Consider the following 21061-nt stretch of genomic DNA (forward strand, 5'->3'; position numbering starts at 1 on the left):
GAACCGGACCCCCGGACGCACCGCCCGGTGCGGGGAGGCGACAGGAGCGCGCATGACGACCACCTCACCACCGGCCCTCGGCAGAGTCCTCACGGTTCCGGGTGTCTACCCGCCGCAGTACGACAGCCGGCTCATGGCCGGTGCGCTGGCCCGCGAGCGGACCGGCCCGGGCACCGCCGTGCTGGACCTGTGCACCGGCAGCGGGGTGCTCGCCGTGCGCGCCGCCCTCACGGGCGCCGATGTGACCGCCGTGGACATCGCCCGCCGCGCGGTACTCACGGCCCGGCTGAACGCCCTGCTGGCCCGCGTGACCATCGACGTGCGCCGGGGGGACCTGGCCGCCAGCCTGCGGGGCCTGACCTTCGACCTGGTGGTCAGCAACCCGCCGTACGTACCGGCCCCGCCCCGCCGGCCGGCCCGTCACGGGGCCTGCGTGGCCTGGGACGCGGGTACCGACGGCAGGACCCTGCTGAACCGTATCTGCGCCACCGCCCCCGGGCTGCTGCGCCCGCGCGGCGTGCTGCTCCTGGTCCACTCCACCCTGTGCGGAACGGAAGAGACCCTGCTGCGGCTGCAGCGGTCGGGACTGCACGCCACCGTCGGCGACCGCGCCCGGATACCGCTGGGCCCCGTCCTGCGGCAGCGCGCACCCTGGCTGCGCGCCCAGGGGCTGCTGGAGCACGGCCAGGACGAGGAGGAACTGGTGGTCATCCGTGCCGAAAGACTCTGAACGGCCCTGCCGGATACGGCTCGACGCGGACGGACCCATCCTGGTGGAAGGGCCCGTGGAGGTCGTCCTCCCGGACGGCACCGTCGTGTCCTCCCAGCGGTTCCAGGTCGCCCTGTGCGCGTGCCGGCGCAGCCGCAGCTATCCGTGGTGCGACACCAGCCACCGCCGCCGGTCCCGCGGGAACGACCGGCGGAACTCACCCGAACGGCGGCCCGGGCCCGGATCGCCGCCCCCCGCCGGGACGGAGGAAGCCCCGTGACCACGCTGCCGCTGCGCGTCACCGCGTCCCCGCCGCTGCCCCCGGCCAGGGGCGACCTGTCGGGTGCGGTGATCGCCGCCCTGCGCGGGTCGGCGAGTCCGCTGCCACGGGCCGCCGCGGTCTCGGGCGCCGATCCCTACGGGGCGGATCTGCAACTGGCCCTGTACCTCCTGTACGAACTGCACTACCGGGGCTTCGCCGGCATCGACGACGCATACGAGTGGGACCCCGCGCTGCTGCGGCTGCGCGCCGACGCGGAGGACCGTTTCCTGACGGCCCTGCGGCGCGACGCCGCCACCGGTGAGAACGCCGAGCAGGCCCTGGGCGAGCTGCTCGTGGAACCGGTGGGCGACAGCGGGCACAGCGTGAGCCACCACCTCGCCGGGGAAGGCACCCTGTGGCAGGTGCGGGAGTACGCGGCGCTGCGTTCCCTCTACCACCTGAAGGAGGCGGACCCGCACCTGTGGGTCGTGCCCCGGCTGCGGGGGCGGGCGAAGGCGGCGATGGTCGCCATCGAGTACGACGAGTTCGGGGCGGGGCGCGCCGACCGGGTGCACGCCGAGCTGTTCGCGGCGCTGATGAGGGATCTCGGGCTGGACCCGGCCTACGGCCGTTACCTCGACGCGGCCCCCGCGTCTGCCCTGGCCACGGTCAACCTCATGTCGCTGTTCGGCCTGCACCGGTCGCTGCGCGGGGCGCTGGTGGGCCACTTCGCCGCGGTGGAGGTGACCTCCCCGCCGGCATCCCGCCGGCTGGCCGCCGCGATGCGCGGGGTGGGCGCGGGCCCGGCCGCCGCGCGGTTCTACGACGAACACGTGGAGGCGGACGCCGTGCACGAACAAGTGGTCCGGCACGAGGTCGTGGGTGGCCTGCTGGCGGACGAGCCCGCGCTGGCGGCCGATGTGGCCTTCGGCATCGGAGCGACCGCTCATCTGGAGGACCGGCTGGCGAGGGAGGTGCTGACCGCCTGGCGCTCGGGTGAATCAGCGGTGCGCTCCCCCCTGGCAGGGCCCGGCGCCTGACGGGCGGTGCTGCCCGCGCGGCGCGGCGGGAGCGGCGTTGGCCCCGGGCGCGCCGTGCACGCCGCCGCTCGGGTAGGCGGAGGCCACATGCGCCGTCCCGGCCGCCGTGCGCAGGCCCGCCACCCGTCCGCCCCGCACCACGACTCGGTGACCCGCTCCCCGCACCGTACGGTGGCACCGCAGCGGCTCAGTCCGCGGACGGGCGCCGCCGTCAGCTCCCCGGTCACCCGGAGCCCGGCCGGTGCCCGGACGGCAGCGGCGCCCGCTCGTCCACCAGCCGTTCCAGCCGGGCGAGCATGCCGCGGTGCCGCACCTGCTGCACCGCGTCCAGGACGGCGTTGTGCACCGTGCCTCCGAAGCCGCGCAGCGGGTGCTCGTCCATGATGACCAGGGTCTCCTCGCCCCACGGGCGGATGTCCAGGGAGATGCGCGCGGTGCCGAGCCGCCCGCTGTCGACCTCCAGCTCCAGGGCGCGCGGCGGCTCGCAGCGCCGCACCCAGGTGCGGCCGCGCAGATCCTTGCGGCCGAGTCGCACGGTGTAGGCCAGCGCGGAGCCGACTTCGGGCCACTCGCCCTCCGCCGGTGCGGAATCCTTGGTGCCGACCACCCAGGCGGCGTACCGGGAGGGGTCGGCAAGCACGTCCCACACCGTCTCGGGGGGATGGGCGATCAGTCGGTGCCGTACGGCCATGGATGCCTCCAGACGCCTGGGCGAGCGGTACGGAGCCTGCCCTCACGGGTGTCGCGCTGTGCCTGTTCAGGGGGAGGTCGCCGCGTTCTTCCTGTATGGATGGAAGCACTTTCCGGACCGCGCGGCAGCTCGGAGGGGCGGTCGGACGGCCCCGCCGCGCACGTTTGCCGCCGGTTTCGCGGGGCAGCCGAGGTGGCTGTGAGGAGGCGTGTGCGGAAGGACGGAACCGGACCGGTCCACGCGGTGACGGTTCGGGTGGCGGTGCTGCGGGACCGGGCCCGGCAGGCCGTGCGCACACCCGGCTGGGAGCGGGAGGACCTGCTGCTCCAGCTGAAGACGGTGGCCGCGGCGGTGGCCGCCTGGTCCCTGGCCTCCTGGTTGCTGGCGCCCGGCGTCGCCACCTTCGCCCCGTTCACCACACTGCTGGCCATCCAGGGAACAGTGCACCGCTCGATCCAGCAGTCCTGGCGCTATCTGGCGGCCGTCACGCTCGGGGTGGTGCTGGCCGCCGTCTTCGGCTCGGCCGTGGGACGCACCGCGTGGACCCTGGCCGTGCTGCTCCTGGTGGCGTTGGCCCTCTCCCGGGCGCAGCCGTTGGGCGCGCAGCGGCTCCAGGTGCCGGTCACCGCACTGTTCGCCTTCTCCACCGGCAACGGGGAGTGGGACTACGGCGCCGGGCTGGCGGCCGCGGTGCTGATCGGGATCGGCTGCGGTCTGGTGGCCGTCGTGGTGCTGGCGCCGGCGGTGCACCACCGGGACGCCGACCGGTCCGTCGCGTATCTGGCCGGGCGGGTCGGCGATCTGGCGGCCGGGGTCGCGCGCGATCTGCGCGAGGGCGGACCGGGAGAGGCGGAGACCCGTGCCTGGTGGGACGAGGCGCAGGCACTGCGGACCATGGCCCGTCAGGCCCGGGCGACGGTGGAGCTGGGCGAGGAGAACGTCCGGCTCAATCCGCGGCGGCTGGTGAGCGGCGGCCTGCTGAGCCTGCCGGATCACCACGCCCGGGTGACCGCCCTGGAGCGGGCCGCATACCAGTTGGAGTCCGTCGTCCGGGGGCTCGACTACGCGGCCGGGCGCGACAACCGGGCGGAGCTGGCCGGCGACTTCCTCCTTCCCTTCGCCGGGTTGCTGGAGGACATCGGCCGGGCGGCGCATCAGCTGGGTGAGAGCGGTTCCGCGGCGCCCGCCGGAGAGGGTGGCCCGGAGCCGGACGGCGGTCCGGTGGCCACCGGCCGGCGCCGGGCCGCCGAACTGGCGGGCAGCAGCCGCCGGGCGGACCTGCGGGCACCGGGCGAATGGCCGCTGTACGGGGCGCTGCTCACCGATGCCCGGCGGGCCCTGGACGACCTGGCGCGCGCTCCCGGCCCGCCCTGGACCTGACGGGCGCGGCGCGCCTGACCCACCCGGTCCGCCCCGGGCCCCCGGTCCGCCCCGGACCGACGGCGGGGCCCGTCAGGCGGGCGGCGGGCCCGTCCGCACGCCGGCCCGGCTACGCGGCGCGTTCGGCTGCCGCCCCGGCCAGCTGGTCGAAGGTACGGACCAGCACCGCGCGGCGTTCTTCCTTGTACTCCCTCGAGGGTTCCAGCTCGTCGATGGTCCGCTCCCAGACGGCCATGAAATGCTTCTTCCACGTCTCCACCACCTCCGGGCGCAGCGGCGTGTCGGAGGTGTGGCCGGCCCGGACCAGGACGTGCAGCAGCTCCAGCTGACACGGCACGGTCACACCCCAGTACTCGTCGGGCTCGATGGCGACCGGATCTCCGTCCATGACCTCGGCCACCTCCGCGACGAGCCGATCCATGAAGGAGGACAGATAGTCCCTGGCCGTGTCGCTGTCGAAGTTTCCACTGCCCCAAGTGCCCACGGTCTTCCCTCCGCATGGTGGTGTCACATCACGACGGGGCCATCGAAGCAGGGAGCACTGACAACGCGGGACGGGGAGGCTCCTCGCCGGGGCCGGGCCGGAAAAGCTCGGACGGTGATGTCGAGAATCCGTGTCCGGCTCCGTCCCCGGGATGAACGCGACCACAATGGGCCGCACGCGCACCGAGGAGAACCACGATGGCCAAGTACCTGCTGCTGAAGCACTACCGCGGCGCCCCGGCCGCCGTCAACGACGTGCCGATGGACCGGTGGAGCCCCGAGGAGATCTCGGCCCACATCCAGTACATGAACGACTTCGCCGCCCGCCTGGAGAGCAGCGGCGAGTTCGTCGACGGTCAGGCACTCGCCCCCGAGGGAGCGTGGGTCCGGTACGACGGTGAAGGGCGCCCGCCGGTCACCGACGGGCCGTTCGCGGAGACCAAGGACCTCATCGCCGGCTGGATGATCATCGACGTGGACAGCTACGAGCGTGCCGTCGAGCTGGCCGGAGAACTGTCGGCCGCCCCGGGGGCCGGCGGCAGGCCGATCCACGAGTGGCTGGAGGTCCGCCCGTTCCTGACCGCGCCGCCCACCGTCACCGAATGACCTCACCGATGGACGAGGCCCTGCTCAGGAGCCTCATCCCGGGCGTCATCACCGTCCTCGTCCGCCGCGGAGCCGACTTCGCGGCGGCCGAGGACGCCGTGCAGGAGGCGCTGATCGAGGCGCTCCGGCACTGGCCGGCGGACCCCTCCCCGGGATCCGCAGGGCCGGCGGGGCCCCTCCGGGACGCCAAGGGCTGGCTGATCACGGTGGCCTGGCGCAGGTTCCTCGACGCGACCCGCGCGGACACCGCGCGACGCCGGCGCGAGGATCTCGCCGACGAGGAACCGGCCCCCGGGCCCGCGCCCGCCGTGGACGACACGCTCCAGCTCTACTTCCTGTGCGCCCACCCGTCGCTCACCCCCGCGTCGGCGGTCGCCCTCACCCTGCGCGCCGTCGGCGGCCTCACCACCCGCCAGATCGCCCGGGCCTATCTGGTGCCCGAGGCCACCATGGCGCAGCGCATCAGCCGCGCCAAGCGCACCGTCTCCGGCGTCCGGTTCGACCGGCCCGGCGATGTCTCCACCGTGCTGCGCGTCCTCTACCTCGTCTTCAACGAGGGCTACTCCGGCGACATCGACCTCGCCGCCGAGGCCATCCGCCTCACCCGGCAGCTCGCGGCCCGCGTCGACCACCCCGAGGTCGCCGGGCTGCTCGCCCTCATGCTGCTGCACCACGCCCGGCGCGCCGCCAGGACCGCGGCCGACGGCAGCCTGGTGCCGCTCGCCGAGCAGGACCGCGGCCGCTGGGACACGGCGCTGATCGCCGAGGGGGTGCGGATCCTGCAGGCGGCTCTCGCCCGCGACCGGCTCGGCGAGTTCCAGGCCCAGGCCGCCGTCGCGGCGCTCCACGCCGACGCACCCACGGCCCGGGAGACCGACTGGGCGCAGATCGTCGAGTGGTACGACGAGCTGACGCGCCTCACCGACAGCCCGGTCGTCCGGCTCAACCGCGCGGTCGCCGTCGGGGAGGCCGAAGGGCCGGACGCCGGACTTGCGGCGCTCTCGGAGCTGGACGCCGCACTGCCCCGGTACACGGCGGTGGCGGCCTACCTCCATGAGCGCCGGGGCGACCTGGCGACGGCGGCACGGCTGTACTCCGAGGCGGCCCACCTGGCCCCCCATCTCGCCGAGCGGGACCACCTCACACGCCAGGCCGCCCGGCTCAACGCCCGCCGGCAGCGCTGAGTGTCTGTCTGGCATCCCAGATCGCCGCCGTGGATCTCTTGGCAGGACGAACGAGGGCCCTGGGCGGCTGAGATGAGGTTCCGTGCAGGTCAGCGCACCGACGGGAGTTCGTGGGTGGCCCAGTGATCGGCGGCGGTGATGCCCAGGAGCACCACGTCGTGGTAGGCGCCGGCGAAGAACGCGTGCTGGCGCAGCCGCCCCTCTTCAACGAAGCCCAGACGGTGGTAGAGAGCGAGGGAAGCCTCGTTGAACGCGTGGACCTCCACTTCGCACTTGTTGTATCGCCGCTCCGCGAACATGTACGTGAGGATCAGCTCAGTGGCTTCAGCCGCGTACCCCTTGCGGCGGTGATCACGGGTGATCTCGATGCCGGTCATGAACCGTCCCGCACGGCCGTCGGTTTCACCGACGGTCACGGAGCCTGCGAACGCGCGATCGGCCAGCGTCTCGATGACCAGCCGGAAGGCTTCTCCTCCTGGTGGGCGCCCAGCACGCTCAGCAGTCCAGGCACGAAAGCTCTCTTCGGAGCGAGGAGGGTCGACCAGGTCAGCGTTGCGGACATCGACCGTGTGCCCGGCCAGATCGCGGAACCCCTCCCAGTCTTCCGGCTCGACACCTCGCAGACGTATCTTCTCGCCGGTCCACATGTCACTCATGGTGTCCACCCCTCGTCAGCAGGTGCTGTCTGCCGTACGCACCGAACGGCAGATGATATCGGCCGCGTTCACAACCGCCGGAGCCGACGCTCGTGCCTTCTTCGTCCACCCGGCCCGGGGCTTCTGCGGGTGGAGCCGCGCGTGCCCGTTTCCGTTACGCGCCCGGCTCCGCCGCGCAGGCGAGGTCCCCGGACGGGCGTTCCCCGGAGGTGAGGAACGCGGTCGCCGCGTCCTTCGCGCACGTGTTGCCGCCGAACGGGTAGACACCGTGCCCGCCCTGGTCGGCGGTCACCAGCGTGGCCCGGTCCCCGAACGCCCGCCGCAGCTCCACGGCGCCGGCCAGCGGTGTTCCGGGGTCGCGCTCGTTCTGCACGATGAGGACGTTCGAGGGCCCCCGGTCATCGATGCGCACCGGCGGCTCGACCCGCTCGGACGGCCAGAACGCGCACGGACCGATGCTCGCGGTGGACCCGCCCAGCATCGGGTACCTGATCCGGTCGGCCGCGACGTTGCGCCGGTACTCCCGCACGGTCCCGGGCCAGCGGGAATCACCGCAGATCACGTGGAGCCGGGACGCCATGAGGTTCTCCAGGTCCCCCGACGGCGGCGGCAGGCTGGGCGGCAGCGGGCTGCCCGTGTCGAGCGCCTGCCACATCCCGGCCAGCAGGGGCATCAGTGCGTCGCTGTAGAGGTATTCGAAGGTGAGGGCGCGGAACAGGGTCCCGCCGACGCCCTCGACCGGCGCCGCCTCCAGCCGTTCCGCCAGCTCGAAGAACGTCGCGCGCACCTGTTCCGGGGTGCTGCCCAGGCCGTACTCGGGGCGGGCCGCGGCGAACGCCGCGAAGTCCGGGAAGCGGTCCTCCAGCCCACGGGCGAACATCCGCATGGCGGTGACGTCGTATCCGCCGGGCCCCAGGCTGCTGTCGAGCACGATCCGGTCGCCGCGGTGCGGGAACATCGTCGCGTACACCGCGCCGAGGTAGGTGCCGTAAGAGGCGCCCAGGTACGAGATCGTCGGCTCGCCGAGCGCTGTGCGGATCGCGTCCATGTCGCGCGCGGTGTTCGCGGTGGTGGTGTGCGGCAGCATCCACGCGGTCTCCGAGGCGGCGCAGCTCTCGGCGACGGTCCGCGCGTATCGCGCCTCGCGCGTGACGTCGGCGGCGGTGTGCGCGTACGGGGCGAAGGCGCCGCGCTGCTGCTGCTCCTCCGTCAGGTCGCAGGTCACCGGGGTGCTGTGGCCGACGCCGCGGGGGTCGAAGCCGATCAGGTCGTAGGAGTCCAGCACCTCCTGCGGCAGCCCCGAGGCTGCGAGTACGGCGGGGTAGCCGAGGCCGGGGCCGCCGGGGCCGCCCGGGTTGGTCAGCAGCACGCCGCGGCGCTGTGCCGGTTCCTCGCTCGCCAGCCGGGAGAGGGAGATCTCGATCCGCCGTCCGTCCGGATCGCCGTAGTCCAGCGGGACGTCGAGTGTCGAGCACTCCAGACGGGGCGCGGCGACCTCCTCGGGGCACGGGCCCCACCGCACGGTGTCCGGTGTCGCGGCCACCGCCGCCCCGGGAAGCGCGGTCGCCACCACGAGGGCGGCGAGCGCGAGGGACAGGCTTCTGGGCATCGGATGTCCTCCTCGGAGCGCAGGGGGCGCCGGAACGGGCCCGCTCGGCACGACAGCCGCAGGCCGTCCGCCCGGGCCGGCCACGTTTTCCACGGCACGGCTCAGTGTTCTCGCCGCGCCACCGCGCCAGTAGTGACAAACGTCAGCGCCCCGGCAGCCGGGGAAACGGACGCGAGGCCCCGCCGAAGCCCGGGAGCACGAGGGCGACTTCGGATGCACCGTCGATCGCGCCGACGGCCCTCCGCCGGGAGCCGGCCGGAGGAACAGGCGGCGGCCCCGATAACCCGTTGCCCGGGGGCGGGGGTTCTCCTAGCCTCCGGGGGTGGTCGAGTCCGGATACGAGGAGTTGGTCGCCGCCGCGATGGCGGCACCCGTCGAGGGCTGGGACTTCGGCGCGCTGGCCGGACGGGTGCGGGGCTCGGATCCGACCTGGTCCTACCGGCGGGCGGCCCGCGCCAGCCTCGCAGGAGCGGAACGCCTGCTGGACATCGACACCGGCGGCGGTGAACTGCTGTCCGGGCTCGGGCCGCTGCCCCGGCACACCTGGGCCACCGAGGGATGGCCCCCCAATCTCCCCGTCGCCCGCGCGCGGCTCGAACCGCTGGGGGTCACCGTCCTCCCGGCCCCCGACCCCGGAATCCTGCCGCTGCCCGACGCGACGGTCGATGTCGTGCTCAACCGCCACGGGCGACTCGCGGCCCGGGAGATCCGGCGGGTGCTGCGCCCCGGGGGCACCCTGCTGACCCAGCAGGTGGGCAGCGAGGACTGCGCCGGGCTGAACGACCTGCTCGGCGCCCCGCCCGCACATCCCCCGGGCAGCTGGACCCTGGACACCGCGCGCGCGGCGCTCGCCGACGCGGGTCTGGAGCCGGTGCGGGCGCAGGAGGAGTACCCGGTGCTCTCCTTCCACGACATCGGCGCCGTCGTCCATCACCTGCGCCTGGTGGCGTGGCAGATCCCCGACTTGGGCCCCGCGCGCTACGACGCGGCGCTGCGCCGCCTGGATCGCAGGATCCGTGCGGAGGGACGCCTGGAGGTACGGGCCCACCGGTTCCTGATCGCCGCCGACCGGCCCCGGAGCCCGTCCGCGCCCCGGGGCACCTGACCGGCCGCACCGCACGGCGCCGTCCGTACCGCGGGCCCCGGCCCGTCTCACACCGTGTAGTCGCCCGTCAGCATCGCCGAGGCCAACTCGACGCGGGAACGGTAGCCGGCGCGCTTGAACAGTCGCGTCATGCGGCTCTCCACGCTCTTCTCGCTGCACCCGAGCGCGACCGCCATCTCCCGGTTCGTCAGGCCCTCGGTCACCAGCACCGCCAGCAGCCGCTCGTTCTCCGCCGTCGTCGCGCTGCGGCCCGGCACCGGCACCCCCTGATCCCGCATCAGATTCCGCAACTGGGCCTTGCGCAGCAGCGCGTCGAGATCGCCGTACACCGCGTACGCCTCCCGGAGCAGCCCCGGGTCGGCCTGCCCGTGACGGACCACGGTGACCAGTGTGTCCGCCAGTTCCAGCGGCTGGCCGCGGTGCCGGGCCAGGGCCACCGCCTCCGCCGCGGCCGCCGGGTTGCGGTGCGCCATGGAGGTGGCGATCAGATGGCACAGCCGGCTGTGCTCGGTGCCGGTCAGCTCCGCGACCCGGGCAACCTCCCGCGCGCAGCGCCTGGCCGCCGCCGGGTCGCCCGCGTTCAGTTCCATCTCGGTCCTGCGCAGCCACAGTTCGTCGGTGCCGACGACCAGGCCCAGCCGCTCGGCCAGGGCGAGCGCGTCGGTGATCACCCGGTGGGCGCGCTCGGTCGCCCCCAGGGACTGTTCCTGCTCCGCCTCCGGCCCGGCCAGCAGATGCAGCAGCAGGGAGTGCACGGTACGGGCGTTCTCGATCACCGACCTGGCCTGGTTGAGCCGGCCGCGCGCGCCCAGGATGACGCTCATCTCCCGGGACGCCATGGTGTGGCTGGTCAGGTCACCGACCCACCCCCCGGTGGCCAGGGCGCGCCGGGCGAGGTCCAGCGCCCGGTCCCAGTGCCCGGACTGACTGGCCGCCACCACCTGGTCGGGGACGGGCCGGTACCCCGAGGGCAGGCCGTACGTCTCCAGCAGCCGCTGCGCGGGGGCCAGTTCGCCGAAGGTCATCAGGGTCCTGGTGAGCCAGGACAGCCGCTGGAAACGGTGCCGGGGCCCCCGTTCCCACAGCGGCCACCGGGTCGGATCGGCGACGGCGCGTTCGAAGTCGCGGGGCCGGCCCAGGAAGGCGTGCGAGATCTCGTCCAGGATCTGGCCCACCCCGGCGACGAAGTCGTTGTCCGCGCTCCACTCCTGCCGGGTCGCCGCCAGATGGTCGGCGGCCTCCTGCCACCGCTCCAGGTGGCACAGGGCGTTGTACCTGCTGATGATGCGGTGCCCCGGGCCGCCGGGGAGCGTGCGCCAGCCCTCGTCCGCGAGCGCGGTGAGCGCCGCCTGGTCGGACATCCCGGCCAGCGAGACGATGTACACCATCTCCATCTCGAGCAGGTTCTCGGCGGTCACCAGGTCCGCGTACCGTGACAGCACCGCCCACGCGCTCTCCCGGGCCTCCGCGTGGCGCAGGTGGATGGTGCAGGTGGAGGCGTGCACGAGCAGGACCCTGGCGCGCTGTTCCGGGTCGGTCATCAGCTCCAGGGCGGCCCGCAGCCAGCGTGCCGCGGAGTGGCCGTCCTCCAGCATCGCGGCGCTGCCGTGCCTGAACAGTTCCTCGGCGGCCCGCGCCGGGTCCACGAACCGGCCCGCGGTGACGAGGTGTTCGGCGAAATAGCAGCCCTGGGCGGTGGCCGTCCCCGACCACACGGCGGTGACGGCCAGCTGGGAGAGCCTGCGCCGTTCGTACTGCCCCAGGCAGGCGGCCAGCGAGGACGCGTGCAGCGGCAGCCGGAACCGCCAGTGCCCGGGCTCGGGCCCGTGACACACCAGCCCTTCGGCGCGCAGTGACTCCAGCGTCGCCCGCACCTCGTCCTCGCCGGTGTCCAGCGCCTCGGCGATCAGCCCGGTGGCGGCGGAGCCCAGCGGGTGCAGCACCGCCAGGGCCTTGACCACCGGCCACACGGGCGCGCCGAGGCCGCGCAGATGCTCGACGAAGGGCAGCCCGGGCGGCATCTCGGGCGGGCGGTCCGGCGAGGCGAGATAGGCGTGCCGGTCGACCACGCGCAGCGATCCGGCGCGCCGGTACTCCGCCACGGCCCCGAGTGCGGCGGAGGGTACGCCGCGGCAGTCCCGGCGCAGCCGTTCGGAGAGCGAGGCGGACGGGGTGGCCTGCAACGCGTGGGCGACGAGGGTGTTGATCTCCCGGGTGTGCAGCGGGCGCAGCGGGACCACGTGCACGAGTCCGGCGGTCCGCAGCCGTTCCAGCGCGACCCGGTCGTGCTCGGTGACGGCGGGCAGGGTACGGAAACTGCACACGAAGGTGACCGGACTCCCCGCCAGCGAGCGGAGTTTGGGCAGCAGCACCCCGCGTGAGGCGGGATCGGCCCAGTGCAGATCGTCGATCAGCACGAACAGGGGCTCTCCGGCCGTGACGGCGGCCCGCAGCACGGCGGTCAGGTGCCGTCCGGCCTCCGGATGCGTCACCGGGGCAGCGGTGTGGGGGGCCCGGCGGGTATCGGTTCCCCGGTGCAGGGCGCCGAGTTCGGCGGACAGCCGGGCAGCCAGGGAGTAGGGACGGTCACGCTCGTTGCGTGCCACCCGCAGCGCCAGGACGTGGTGGCCGCGCTCGGCGAGTCCGTCCCCGACGGCGGCGAGCACCGCGCTGCGGCCGATGCCCAGGGGTCCCGTGACCAGGACCAGCGGCCCGTTGCCGGGCGCGGTGGCGGTGTCGATGACGCGTGTGACGGTGCTGGTGCGGCCCGGCAGCCCGTGCGGGGGCCGAACCGTGGTGACCTGATCGGGCAGGCTGTCGATCACCCGGGCAGCATGCCCACAGCTTCGCCGCGCATTCGCACATCTTCGACCTGTAAAGCCTTCTGCACAATGAGAGTTCGGCCCAGTGGCGCCCCCGGGCCGAGGCGTGACATCCCCCACAAGGAGGCGGCCGTGGCCCGAGACCGTAGCGCGCTCGTGGGAAGGGAACGGGAACTGACGCTGCTGTGCGGGCTGCTGGCGGCGGACGCCGGCTCCCTGGTCGTCCTGCGCGGTCCGTCCGGCATCGGCAGATCGGCGCTGCTGGAGGAGGTGGGCCGTGCCCTGCGCGGGCGGGGGGTTCGGGTGCTGCCGGTGCGTTTCGGCGCCGGGCGGGGGGAGCGGGGTGCCGGGGACACCTACGGGATCGGACCGCTGGTGCGCAGCGTGCGCGAGCGTTTCGAGGAGTTCGCGGACGCGCAGCTCGCCGACGCGCTGCAGCCGGTGGCCCGGCTGAGCCAGAGCCCGGGCGGGGACGCGCGGGGGTGGGCGCCCTCCATGGTGGGTGAACTGGGCGCGCTCTTCGAGCGGATCGGTCTGCGGGGGCGTACCGCGCTGCTCGCCGACGACGCGCACCTGGTGGCCGAGCCCGCGCCGTTGCTCGCCGCCGCCCGCCGCTGCGGCTGGCCGGTGCTGGTCACCTGCGAGCAGGGCACCGAACACAGCCCGGGGGCGGCCGAGTTGTTCACCGCGGCCGACCGGGTCATCACCCTCGGGCCGCTGGCCGACGCCGATGCCGAAGCGCTGGTGCGCCGGACGGTGGGCGCCCGGCTGGACGAGGCCGTGCCGGACGCGCTGCGCACGGCGCTCGGACCGCTGTTCACGCACCCGGGCACGTTGCTGAGTACCCTCGCCGACCTGCGGGAAAGGGGCCGGCTGACCGCCTTCCGCGGTCGGCTGTGCCTGCGCGCACCGGCCGAGCCCATCGCGTTGCCCGACAGCCACCCGCTCTTGCGCCGGGCCGCCTCCCACGGCCCGCTCGCGCCCTGGCTGGTGTCCTCGGTCGCCGTGTGGGACGGCATCAGCGTGGACGATCTGCCGCTGCTGGCCGAGACGATCGGCGCGGACCTCGCGGCCTGCGGCCGTACGCTCGACCGGTTGATCGAGGCCGGTGTCCTGGTCGCCGACCCGGCGGGCCGGGTGAACTGCCGCTGCCCCGCCCTGGCGGCCGCGGCCGTCCGGCGCACGAAGGTCTTCTGGGGCGCCGGGCTGCACGCCTCGATCGCCGAACGGCTGCTGGCCCGGCAGCGCGGCGGCGGCGGGGTGGATCCGGTGGCCCTGGCCGACCACATCGCGCGCGGCGGGGCGGCGGTGGACCTCGGCGAGGACATGACCGGCCGGCTGCTGGACCTGGCGGCGGCCACCGCCGGGGAGGAACCGGAGCGGGCCGCCCTGCTGTGCGCCGCCGCGCTGCACCGCCTGCCGCCCACCGCGCCCGAACACGCCACGGCGCTGACCACCTTGCTCACCCTCGTCGTGCGCACCGGGCAGTACGCCCTGCTGGGCGATGTGCTGAGCGGCTACCCCGATCCGGACGGGCCCCAGGTGCCCGACGGGCCGCAGGTGCCGGCCGCCGTACCCGCACCGCTGGCCGAACTCCGGCTGGCCGCCACCCTCGTCGCCGTGCACACCGGCGAGCCGCCCGCCGAGCCGGCCCTGCGGTCGCTGCTGGACGCGGAGTTACCCGGCGGTGGCCGGATCGGCTTCGCGCAGTGGTGGTTCGGCCGCCAACTGTCGGCCGGCGGGCCGCCGGAAGGCCGGGCGCCGATCCACTGGCCGGGCGTCCCGGGCCTCATCTCGTCCGACGAGATGGAGCTGCTGAGCGCCGCGCTGTACGGGGACGCCGAGGTCTGCGAAGGCGCCTGGCGCCGCGCGGGCCGCCCCGCCCCCTCCCCGGAACTGGACGCGCTGCACGACGCCGCGGCCGTGCTGGACATCGCGACGGTGACCCGGATCGTCCTCGGCGACCGCTACCGGGTGCCGGAGACCGGTCCGCTGGGCGTCTACCAGCGGGTGGTGCGCAGTCACCGCGACGCCGACTGGTCCCAGGCCATGTCCGCGGTCCGCGAGCTGGAACTCTCGGGCCACACCGACACCCTGGTGCACCACGCGGCCCGGCTGTTCGCCGCCGACATCTGCGCCGCCCGCGGCGAGTTCCGGCAGGCGGCGGAGTGGCTGGCCGCCGCCGCGCCCGCCCCCCGGCTCGCGGCGCTGCGCGCCTGGGCGCGGATCGGCCTGTTCAGCCGGATGGGCCAGGACCGGCGGGCGGTGCGGCAGGCCAGGAAGTTCTGCCGGCATCTGCACCGGGCCGGGCTGCGGGTGGGGATGGACCCGCTGCTCATGCGGGCGGTGGGGATCGCCGTCTACATCAAGGACCACGACAGCGCCGCGTATCTGCTGGAGCAGACCGAGCAGTTGCACCGCGTGGGCGGCCGCACCCTGATGACGGAGAGCGTCCATCTGGCGCGCGGCCTGGTACGTCCCGACATCGTCCATGCCCGGGTAGCCACCGGCCTGGCGCGTGACCGTGGCGACAAGGCGGCGCTGATGGACTCCTGCCTGGTCGTCGCCCGGTTCGCCGAGGACCCCCGGCCGTGGCTGCGGGAGGCGCACGAGGTGGCCACGCAGTGCGGCGCGTCCGTGCTGCTGGAGCGGATCCGCGCGGTCACCAGGGAGCGCGGGGTGCCCGCCCCGCGCGCCCGCGGCCGGCGCGGGCCGGCGGCCGGGACGGAGGCGGCCATCGTCGAGCTGATCGGCGCCGGGATGACGAACCGTCAGATCGCGCAGCGGCTGGGGATCAGCGAGAAGACCGTGGAGCACTATCTGACCCGGCTGTTCGCCCGCACCGGCTGCCGCTCCCGGGTCGAACTCGCCGCCGCCAGCCTGGGCGGACGGCTGCCCGCCCCCTGACCCGGGCACCGGGCCCGCACCGGCCGCCGGTGGGCCCCGCGGCACGCCGGACCAAAGATGCCAACCCGTGGTCCCTCTCGGGACCAGCTCGGCGCACCGTACGGACACTCCCCGGACCCCCTCCCTACCGTCGATGCCATGACCGACATCGATGTGCCCCAGGTCGCCGATCCCGAGGTGGCCGCCATGGTGCGAGCCGAGGTGGAGGGCCGCTGGCCGCTCGGCGTTTCGGGCCTCGACGAAGTGGTGCGGTACGGACTGGTCCCCTTCGGCAAGATGATGGGCCCCTGGCTGCTCATCCGCTCCGCCCTGGCGGTCGGGGGTGACATCGCCACCGCCCTGCCCGCCGCCGTCGCCCTGGAGTGCGTCCAGGTCGGCGCCATGATGCACGACGACATCATCGACTGCGACGCCCAGCGCCGCAGCAAGCCGGCCGCGCACACCGTCTTCGGTGAGCCGACCGCGATCGTGGGCGGCGACGGCCTGTTCTTCCACGGCTTCGCCGCCCTGTCCGAGTGCCAGGAGGCCGGCGCCCCCGCCGAGCGGGTCGCCCAGGCGTTCACCGTGCTCTCCCGGGCCGGGCTGCGGATCGGCAGCGCGGCCCTGCGGGAGATCCGGATGAGCCGCGAGATCTGCTCCGTCCAGGACTACCTCGACATGATCGCGGACAAGAGCGGCGCCCTGCTGTGGATGGCCTGCGGCGTCGGCGGCACGCTCGGCGGCGCGGACGAGGCCGCCCTGAAGGCGCTCAGCCAGTACAGCGACCAGCTGGGCATCGCCTACCAGATCCGTGACGACCTCATGGCGTACGACGGGACGCGGGCCGGCAAGCCGAACATCTCCGACGTCCGCAACGGCCGGCCCACGCTGCCCGTGCTGCTCGCCCACGAACGCGCCCCCAGGGAACAGCAGCTGCGCATCGAGCGGCTGCTCGCCGACACCGCCGCGCCGGCCGCCGAGCGCTACAGGGCCATGGCCGATCTGGTCGGCGCCTACGACGGGGCGCAGGCCGCCCGGGAGGTGTCGCACCGCCACGTACAGCTGGCCACCCGGGCGCTGCAGACCCTCCCGCCCAGCCCGCACCGCGACGCGCTGGAGGACCTCACCGTGCCGGGCCGCCTGGTGTAACGCGCACTCACCCCGAGGAGCTGGCCCCATGACCTGCCCGACCTACGCGACGTATCTGCGCCTGGACGAACTGCTCTCGCTGCAACAGCCCCTCACCCCCGTGGAACAGCGGGACGTGAGCGACAGCGAGCGGCTGTTCATCGTCGTCCACCAGGCCTCGGAGACCCTGCTCAGCCAGGTCCTCGTCGACCTGCGGCACATCGACGCCGGCCAGTGCGAACCCGCCTGCTACGCCCACCGTTCGGACCGGGCGACCCGGCTCATCGACGCGCTGGAAGGGCAGTTGACGCTGCTGCGGGGCACTCTGCGGCGGGAGGAGTTCCTGGCGTTCCGCGACCGGTTCGGCACGGCCAGCGGGCTCCAGTCCGAGCAGTTCCGCGAACTGTTCACGCTGACGCGGCGGCTGGCCGCCGACGGCACCGGCCCCTACGAACGGCTCGGCGGCGCGGTGCGGCGCTGGCGGCACACCCATCTGGAGCTGGTCGGCCACATGCTCGGCGACGCGCCGGGCAGCGGTGACACCTCGGGTGCCGCGTTCCTGGCCGCACGCCTGGAGGACACCCCGCCCCGGCCGGGAACGGCCGACGCCGACGCCGACGCCCACGGCGCCAATGCCCGCGCCCACGGCGCCGACGCCCACGCCCACGGCGCCGTGGCGGACGGCGCGGAGCAGCCGCGCCCCCAGCACGTGCGGACCGGGCGGCAGCCCTCGCTCGGCGAGGTGGTCGTGCTCGGCGGCAGCGTCGCCGGCCTGCTGACCGCGCACGTCCTCGCCCGGTACGCGGACCGGGTGACGATCCTCGAACGCGACCGGATCGGCGACACCCCGGCGCCCCGGCCCGGCGTGCCGCAGTCCCGCCACACCCATGTGCTGCTCACCAGCGGCATCAACGCCCTGGGGGCGCTGCTGCCCGACCTCGTCCCCGAACTGACGGCGGCCGGCGCCCCGCGCCTCGCGGTCCCCGGGGACCTCGGGGTGTGGCTGGGCGGGCAGTGGATCTCCCGCCGCAACCCCTCCAGGCCGATCCTCACCCCCTCCCGCCCCCTGCTGGAACACCACGTGCGGCGCCTGGTGCTGGCCCACCCCCGCGTCCACCTGCGCACCGGCGCCGAGGTCACCGGGCTGCTGGGCCGGCCCGACCGCGTCACCGGCGTGACCCTGCGCGGGCGCGGCACCGACCGGCCGGGCCCCCGGGAACTGCGGGCCGACCTCGTCGTGGACGCCACCGGCCGCTCCAGCCGTACCCCCCGCTGGCTCGCCGACCTCGGCGGCACACCGCCCGCCGAGGAGGTGGTGGAGACCGGCCGGGGGTACGCCACCTGTGTCTTCGAGGCCGACGAACCACCGGGCGATCTGCGGGGGTTCTACATCGTGCCCGACGCGGGGGCGCCGCTCGGCGCGATCATCATGCCGCTGGAGGACGGCCGCTGGTCGGTCACCCTCTCCGGCCTGCGCGACCAGGCGCCGCCCAACGACGCGGACGGCTTCGTCGAGTTCGCCCACCGGCTGCCGCACCCGGCGCCGTACAAGTGGCTCAGCACCGCGGAACCGGCCGGCCGGCCCGTGGGCTACCGGCACACCGCCAACCGGCGCCGCCGCTATGACCGGCTGGACCGCGCCCGCACCGGACTGCTCGTCGTCGGGGACGCCGCCTGCGCGCTCAACCCCGTCTACGGACAAGGGCTCTCGGTCGCCGCCCTGAGCGCGCTGGCACTGGCCGAAACGCTGGCCGGCGCCGGGCGCACCCCGTCCGTCCACACGCTCCAGCGGGCGGTCCTGCACGCCTCCCGTACGGCCTGGGAGGTCGCGACCGGCGCGGACAGCCCCATGCCGGGCGCCACCGGCAACGCGGCCCGCACCGGCCCCGCCGCCCGCGTCCTCACCCGCTACCTCGACCGGGTGCGCGACCACGTGCCGGGCGACCCGGTGGTGTGCACCGCCAACCGGGACGTCCTGTTCCTGCTGGCGCCGCCCCACACCCTGCTCACCTCGCCCCGGGTCCTGCGCCGGACCCTGCTGACCCCCGCGGTGCCGACCCCGCGCGATCTGCCCACGCCGTGACCACCACCAGCCGACAGCGAAGGTGCACCATGCCACTGCCCAGCGCGTCACCCCTCCGCCCGCCGGCGGTCCCGAACGTGCCCGTGCCCGGTGCGGGCGGAGGGCGGACCGCATGACGACGACCCCGATCAGAACGCTCTCCGCGAGCCTGGACACCGGCCGCTCCCTGCTCGAACCCGCCCTGCGGGACACCGTGGGAAGCCGGCTGAACCCCGAGATGCGGCGCATCGCCCAGTACCACCTCGGCTGGGCCGACGCCGACGGCCGGCCCACCGGCAGCTGGGGCGGCAAGCTGGTGCGCCCCACCCTGTCCCTGCTCTCGGCGCGGGCGGCGGGCGGCACCGCGGCCGACGGCATCGCGGCGGCGGTGGCCATCGAACTGGTCCACAACTTCTCGCTGCTGCACGACGACATCATGGACGGCGACGCGACCCGGCGCGGACGGGCCACCGCCTGGACGGTCTTCGGGGTGCCGCACGCCATCCTGGCCGGCGACGCCATGGTCACCGCCGCCACCAGCGCGCTGCTCGACGCCCCGCACCCGGGGGCGCGCGCGGCCACCGCCTCGCTGATGACCGCCACCCAGCGGATGATCAGCGGCCAGGCGTCCGATGTGGCCTTCGAACAGCGCGAGGACGTCCTGCTCGCCGAGTGCGTCCGGATGGCCGGGGACAAGACCGGAGCCCTGCTGGGCTGCGCCTGCTCGCTGGGCGCCGAACTCGTGGGCGCCGAACCCGTCCTGGTGGACCGGCTCGCCGCCTTCGGCGAACACATCGGGCTGGCCTTCCAGCTCATCGACGACCTGCTGGGCATCTGGGGCGACCCGGAGCGCACCGGCAAGCAGGTGGGCGCCGATCTGCGGGTGCGCAAGAAGTCCCTGCCCGTGGTGGCCGCGCTCAACGCGGACCGCACCGAGGAACTGCGCGCCCTGTACCTGCGCGCCGAGCCCCTGACCGAGGCCGAGCTCCATCGCGTCGCCGACCTCGTGGAACGCGCCGGGGGCCGGGACTGGGCGCGGCAGGAGGCGGACCGTCAGCTGGCGGCGGCCGAACGCTGCCTGGCGGAGGCCGGGCTCGCGGACGCGCCGCACGCCGAGTTCCTGGAGATCGGCGGATTCATCGTCGGCAGGCGCTTCTGACCCCGCGCCACTCCCGTACCCCCCGCACCACGGCCCCCGCGCCCGCACTCCCATCCAGAGAGGCACTTCCGCCATGCCCGATCCCAAGGTGCTCCCGTTCGCGGCCCGCGCCGCCGGCTGCCCCTTCACCCCCGCGCCCGAGCTGTACGCCATGCAGAAGGACGAGGAACTGCCCCGCATCGGCGTACCCAGCCCCATCCTCGACGAGTTCGAGGCCGTCGCCATCACCCGCTACGAGGACGCCCGCGCCCTGCTGAGCGACGAACGCCTGCGCATGGGCTTCGTCTTCGACCCGGACGCCCCGCGCAGCATGCTCAACCAGCCCGGCAACCTGCTCAACTACAACGGCGCCGACCACACCCGGCTGCGCCGCATGCTCACCGGCGCCTTCACCGTCAAGCGCGTGCGTGCCCTCCAGCCCACCATCGAGAAGATCGTCGCCTCGCGGCTGGACGCCCTGGAGGCCGCCGGCCCCGGCGCCGACCTGATCTCCACCTTCTGCACCCCCATCCCGACGCTGGTCATCTGCGAACTCCTGGGCGTCCCCTACGAGCACCGCGAGGACTTCCAGCGCCGCGCCCAGGTGGGCCTGGACGTCAACGCCACCCGTGAGGAGCACATCCGCAACCTCATGGAGATGGACGCCTACATGGGCGAGCTGGTCGCCGCCCACCGGCGCAGCCCCGGCGACAACCTGCTGGGCGCCGTGGTGCGCGAGCACGGCGACCAGCTGAACGAGGACGAACTGGTCGGCATCGGCAACATGCTGCTGGTCGCCGGGCACGAGACCACCGCCAGCATGCTCTCGGCCGGCAGCACCCTGCTGCTCCAGCACCCCGACCAGCTCGCCGTCGTGCGCGACGAACCCGAGGCCGTGGACGGCGCCATCGAGGAACTGCTGCGCTACATCTCGCCCGCCATCACCATGCCGCGCGAGGCCGCCGAGGACATCGAGGTCCGCGGGCGGACGATCAAGCGGGGCGAACGCGTCGTGCTGTCGGTGCTGGCCGCCAACCGCGACCACACCCTGGCGGACGGGGACCTGGACACCCTCGACGTCCGCCGCACTCCGCCCCCGCACGTCGTCTTCGGCTACGGCGCCCACCAGTGCCTGGGGCAGCAACTGGCCCGCGCGGAACTGCGGACGGCGCTGCCCGCCCTCTTCCGCCGGTTCCCCACGCTGCGCCTGGCCGCCCCGCAGGAGGAGATCGACTACCGCACCACCACCCTCGTCTTCAGCGTCAACGCGCTGCCGGTCACGTGGTGACGCCGTGAGAAA

General features: G+C 74.5%; 17 protein-coding genes. 12 read left to right on the plus strand and 5 right to left on the minus strand.

What is annotated here, in order from left to right; all coding sequences use genetic code 11:
• The first annotated feature begins 52 nt into the window (after nucleotides 1–52).
• The 3 genes from H7827_RS25495 to H7827_RS25505 are packed head-to-tail and all read left to right on the plus strand — an operon-like array spanning nucleotide 53 to nucleotide 2011.
• Nucleotides 53–730 carry a HemK2/MTQ2 family protein methyltransferase gene (locus tag H7827_RS25495; protein ID WP_432747486.1) on the plus strand — a complete coding sequence of 226 codons (678 nt, stop codon included), beginning with the start codon at nucleotides 53–55 and terminating at the stop codon, nucleotides 728–730.
• Nucleotides 714–989, plus strand: coding sequence for a CDGSH iron-sulfur domain-containing protein (locus H7827_RS25500; RefSeq protein ID WP_432747487.1), 276 nt, complete (start codon nucleotides 714–716; stop codon nucleotides 987–989). Before H7827_RS25495 ends, H7827_RS25500 begins: the two co-directional genes overlap by 17 nt.
• The gene (locus H7827_RS25505; protein ID WP_432747488.1) at nucleotides 986–2011 is read left to right on the plus strand and encodes an iron-containing redox enzyme family protein; all 1026 of its coding nucleotides are present in this window, start codon (nucleotides 986–988) and stop codon (nucleotides 2009–2011) included. The genes H7827_RS25500 and H7827_RS25505 overlap by 4 nt, the downstream gene beginning before the upstream one ends.
• A 223-nt stretch (nucleotides 2012–2234) precedes the next feature.
• Here the strand turns inward: H7827_RS25505 and H7827_RS25510 are convergent, their stop codons facing one another.
• Nucleotides 2235–2702: an SRPBCC family protein gene (locus tag H7827_RS25510; protein WP_432747489.1), complete on the minus strand. Its 468-nt coding sequence runs from the start codon at nucleotides 2700–2702 to the stop codon at nucleotides 2235–2237.
• Nucleotides 2703–2912: 210 nt separating this feature from the next.
• On the opposite strand from H7827_RS25510, the gene H7827_RS25515 reads away from it, so the two are divergent.
• Nucleotides 2913–4082: an aromatic acid exporter family protein gene (locus H7827_RS25515; protein ID WP_432747490.1), complete on the plus strand. Its 1170-nt coding sequence runs from the start codon at nucleotides 2913–2915 to the stop codon at nucleotides 4080–4082.
• A gap of 109 nt (nucleotides 4083–4191) precedes the next feature.
• Here the strand turns inward: H7827_RS25515 and H7827_RS25520 are convergent, their stop codons facing one another.
• Entirely contained in the window at nucleotides 4192–4566 is a 375-nt protein-coding gene (locus tag H7827_RS25520; protein ID WP_432747491.1) for a DUF4259 domain-containing protein, read from the minus strand.
• Nucleotides 4567–4763: 197 nt separating this feature from the next.
• Here H7827_RS25520 and H7827_RS25525 point away from each other — a divergent pair, with 197 nt between their 5' ends.
• The gene (locus H7827_RS25525) at nucleotides 4764–5171 is read left to right on the plus strand and encodes a YciI family protein (protein ID WP_030727870.1); all 408 of its coding nucleotides are present in this window, start codon (nucleotides 4764–4766) and stop codon (nucleotides 5169–5171) included.
• A gap of 8 nt (nucleotides 5172–5179) precedes the next feature.
• Nucleotides 5180–6355, plus strand: a complete 1176-nt coding sequence (locus H7827_RS25530; protein WP_432748057.1) for an RNA polymerase sigma factor — start codon at nucleotides 5180–5182, stop codon at nucleotides 6353–6355.
• An 89-nt stretch (nucleotides 6356–6444) separates the two neighbouring features.
• On the opposite strand, the gene H7827_RS25535 is transcribed toward H7827_RS25530, so the two are convergent.
• Together H7827_RS25535 and H7827_RS25540 are read right to left on the minus strand one after the other, a co-directional pair.
• Complete coding sequence (locus H7827_RS25535) at nucleotides 6445–7011, minus strand: GNAT family N-acetyltransferase (RefSeq protein WP_432747492.1); 567 nt, start codon at nucleotides 7009–7011, stop codon at nucleotides 6445–6447.
• Nucleotides 7012–7165: 154 nt separating this feature from the next.
• Nucleotides 7166–8620: an alpha/beta hydrolase gene (locus H7827_RS25540; protein WP_432747493.1), complete on the minus strand. Its 1455-nt coding sequence runs from the start codon at nucleotides 8618–8620 to the stop codon at nucleotides 7166–7168.
• A 322-nt stretch (nucleotides 8621–8942) separates the two neighbouring features.
• On the opposite strand from H7827_RS25540, the gene H7827_RS25545 reads away from it, so the two are divergent.
• Nucleotides 8943–9725 (plus strand): methyltransferase domain-containing protein, encoded by a 783-nt coding sequence (locus H7827_RS25545; protein WP_432747494.1) that lies wholly within the window; start codon nucleotides 8943–8945, stop codon nucleotides 9723–9725.
• 47 nt (nucleotides 9726–9772) lie between these two features.
• Here the strand turns inward: H7827_RS25545 and H7827_RS25550 are convergent, their stop codons facing one another.
• A complete protein-coding gene (locus H7827_RS25550; protein WP_432747495.1) occupies nucleotides 9773–12550 on the minus strand; it encodes an AAA family ATPase in 2778 nt (925 codons plus the stop codon).
• 129 nt (nucleotides 12551–12679) lie between these two features.
• On the opposite strand from H7827_RS25550, the gene H7827_RS25555 reads away from it, so the two are divergent.
• From H7827_RS25555 to H7827_RS25575, 5 genes are all read left to right on the plus strand, one after another.
• Nucleotides 12680–15454 (plus strand): LuxR C-terminal-related transcriptional regulator, encoded by a 2775-nt coding sequence (locus H7827_RS25555; protein WP_432747496.1) that lies wholly within the window; start codon nucleotides 12680–12682, stop codon nucleotides 15452–15454.
• Between the two features lie 138 nt (nucleotides 15455–15592).
• Nucleotides 15593–16582 (plus strand): polyprenyl synthetase family protein, encoded by a 990-nt coding sequence (locus tag H7827_RS25560; RefSeq protein ID WP_386532500.1) that lies wholly within the window; start codon nucleotides 15593–15595, stop codon nucleotides 16580–16582.
• A gap of 28 nt (nucleotides 16583–16610) precedes the next feature.
• Nucleotides 16611–18644: a tryptophan 2,3-dioxygenase family protein gene (locus tag H7827_RS25565; RefSeq protein WP_432747497.1), complete on the plus strand. Its 2034-nt coding sequence runs from the start codon at nucleotides 16611–16613 to the stop codon at nucleotides 18642–18644.
• Between the two features lie 112 nt (nucleotides 18645–18756).
• Nucleotides 18757–19782, plus strand: a complete 1026-nt coding sequence (locus H7827_RS25570; RefSeq protein ID WP_432747498.1) for a polyprenyl synthetase family protein — start codon at nucleotides 18757–18759, stop codon at nucleotides 19780–19782.
• Between the two features lie 73 nt (nucleotides 19783–19855).
• Nucleotides 19856–21049, plus strand: coding sequence for a cytochrome P450 (locus H7827_RS25575; protein WP_386532508.1), 1194 nt, complete (start codon nucleotides 19856–19858; stop codon nucleotides 21047–21049).
• The last annotated feature ends 12 nt before the right edge of the window (nucleotides 21050–21061 follow it).

Source organism: Streptomyces sp. JH002 (assembly GCF_050916115.1).
GTDB classification, from domain to species: Bacteria; Actinomycetota; Actinomycetes; order Streptomycetales; family Streptomycetaceae; genus Streptomyces; species Streptomyces xiamenensis.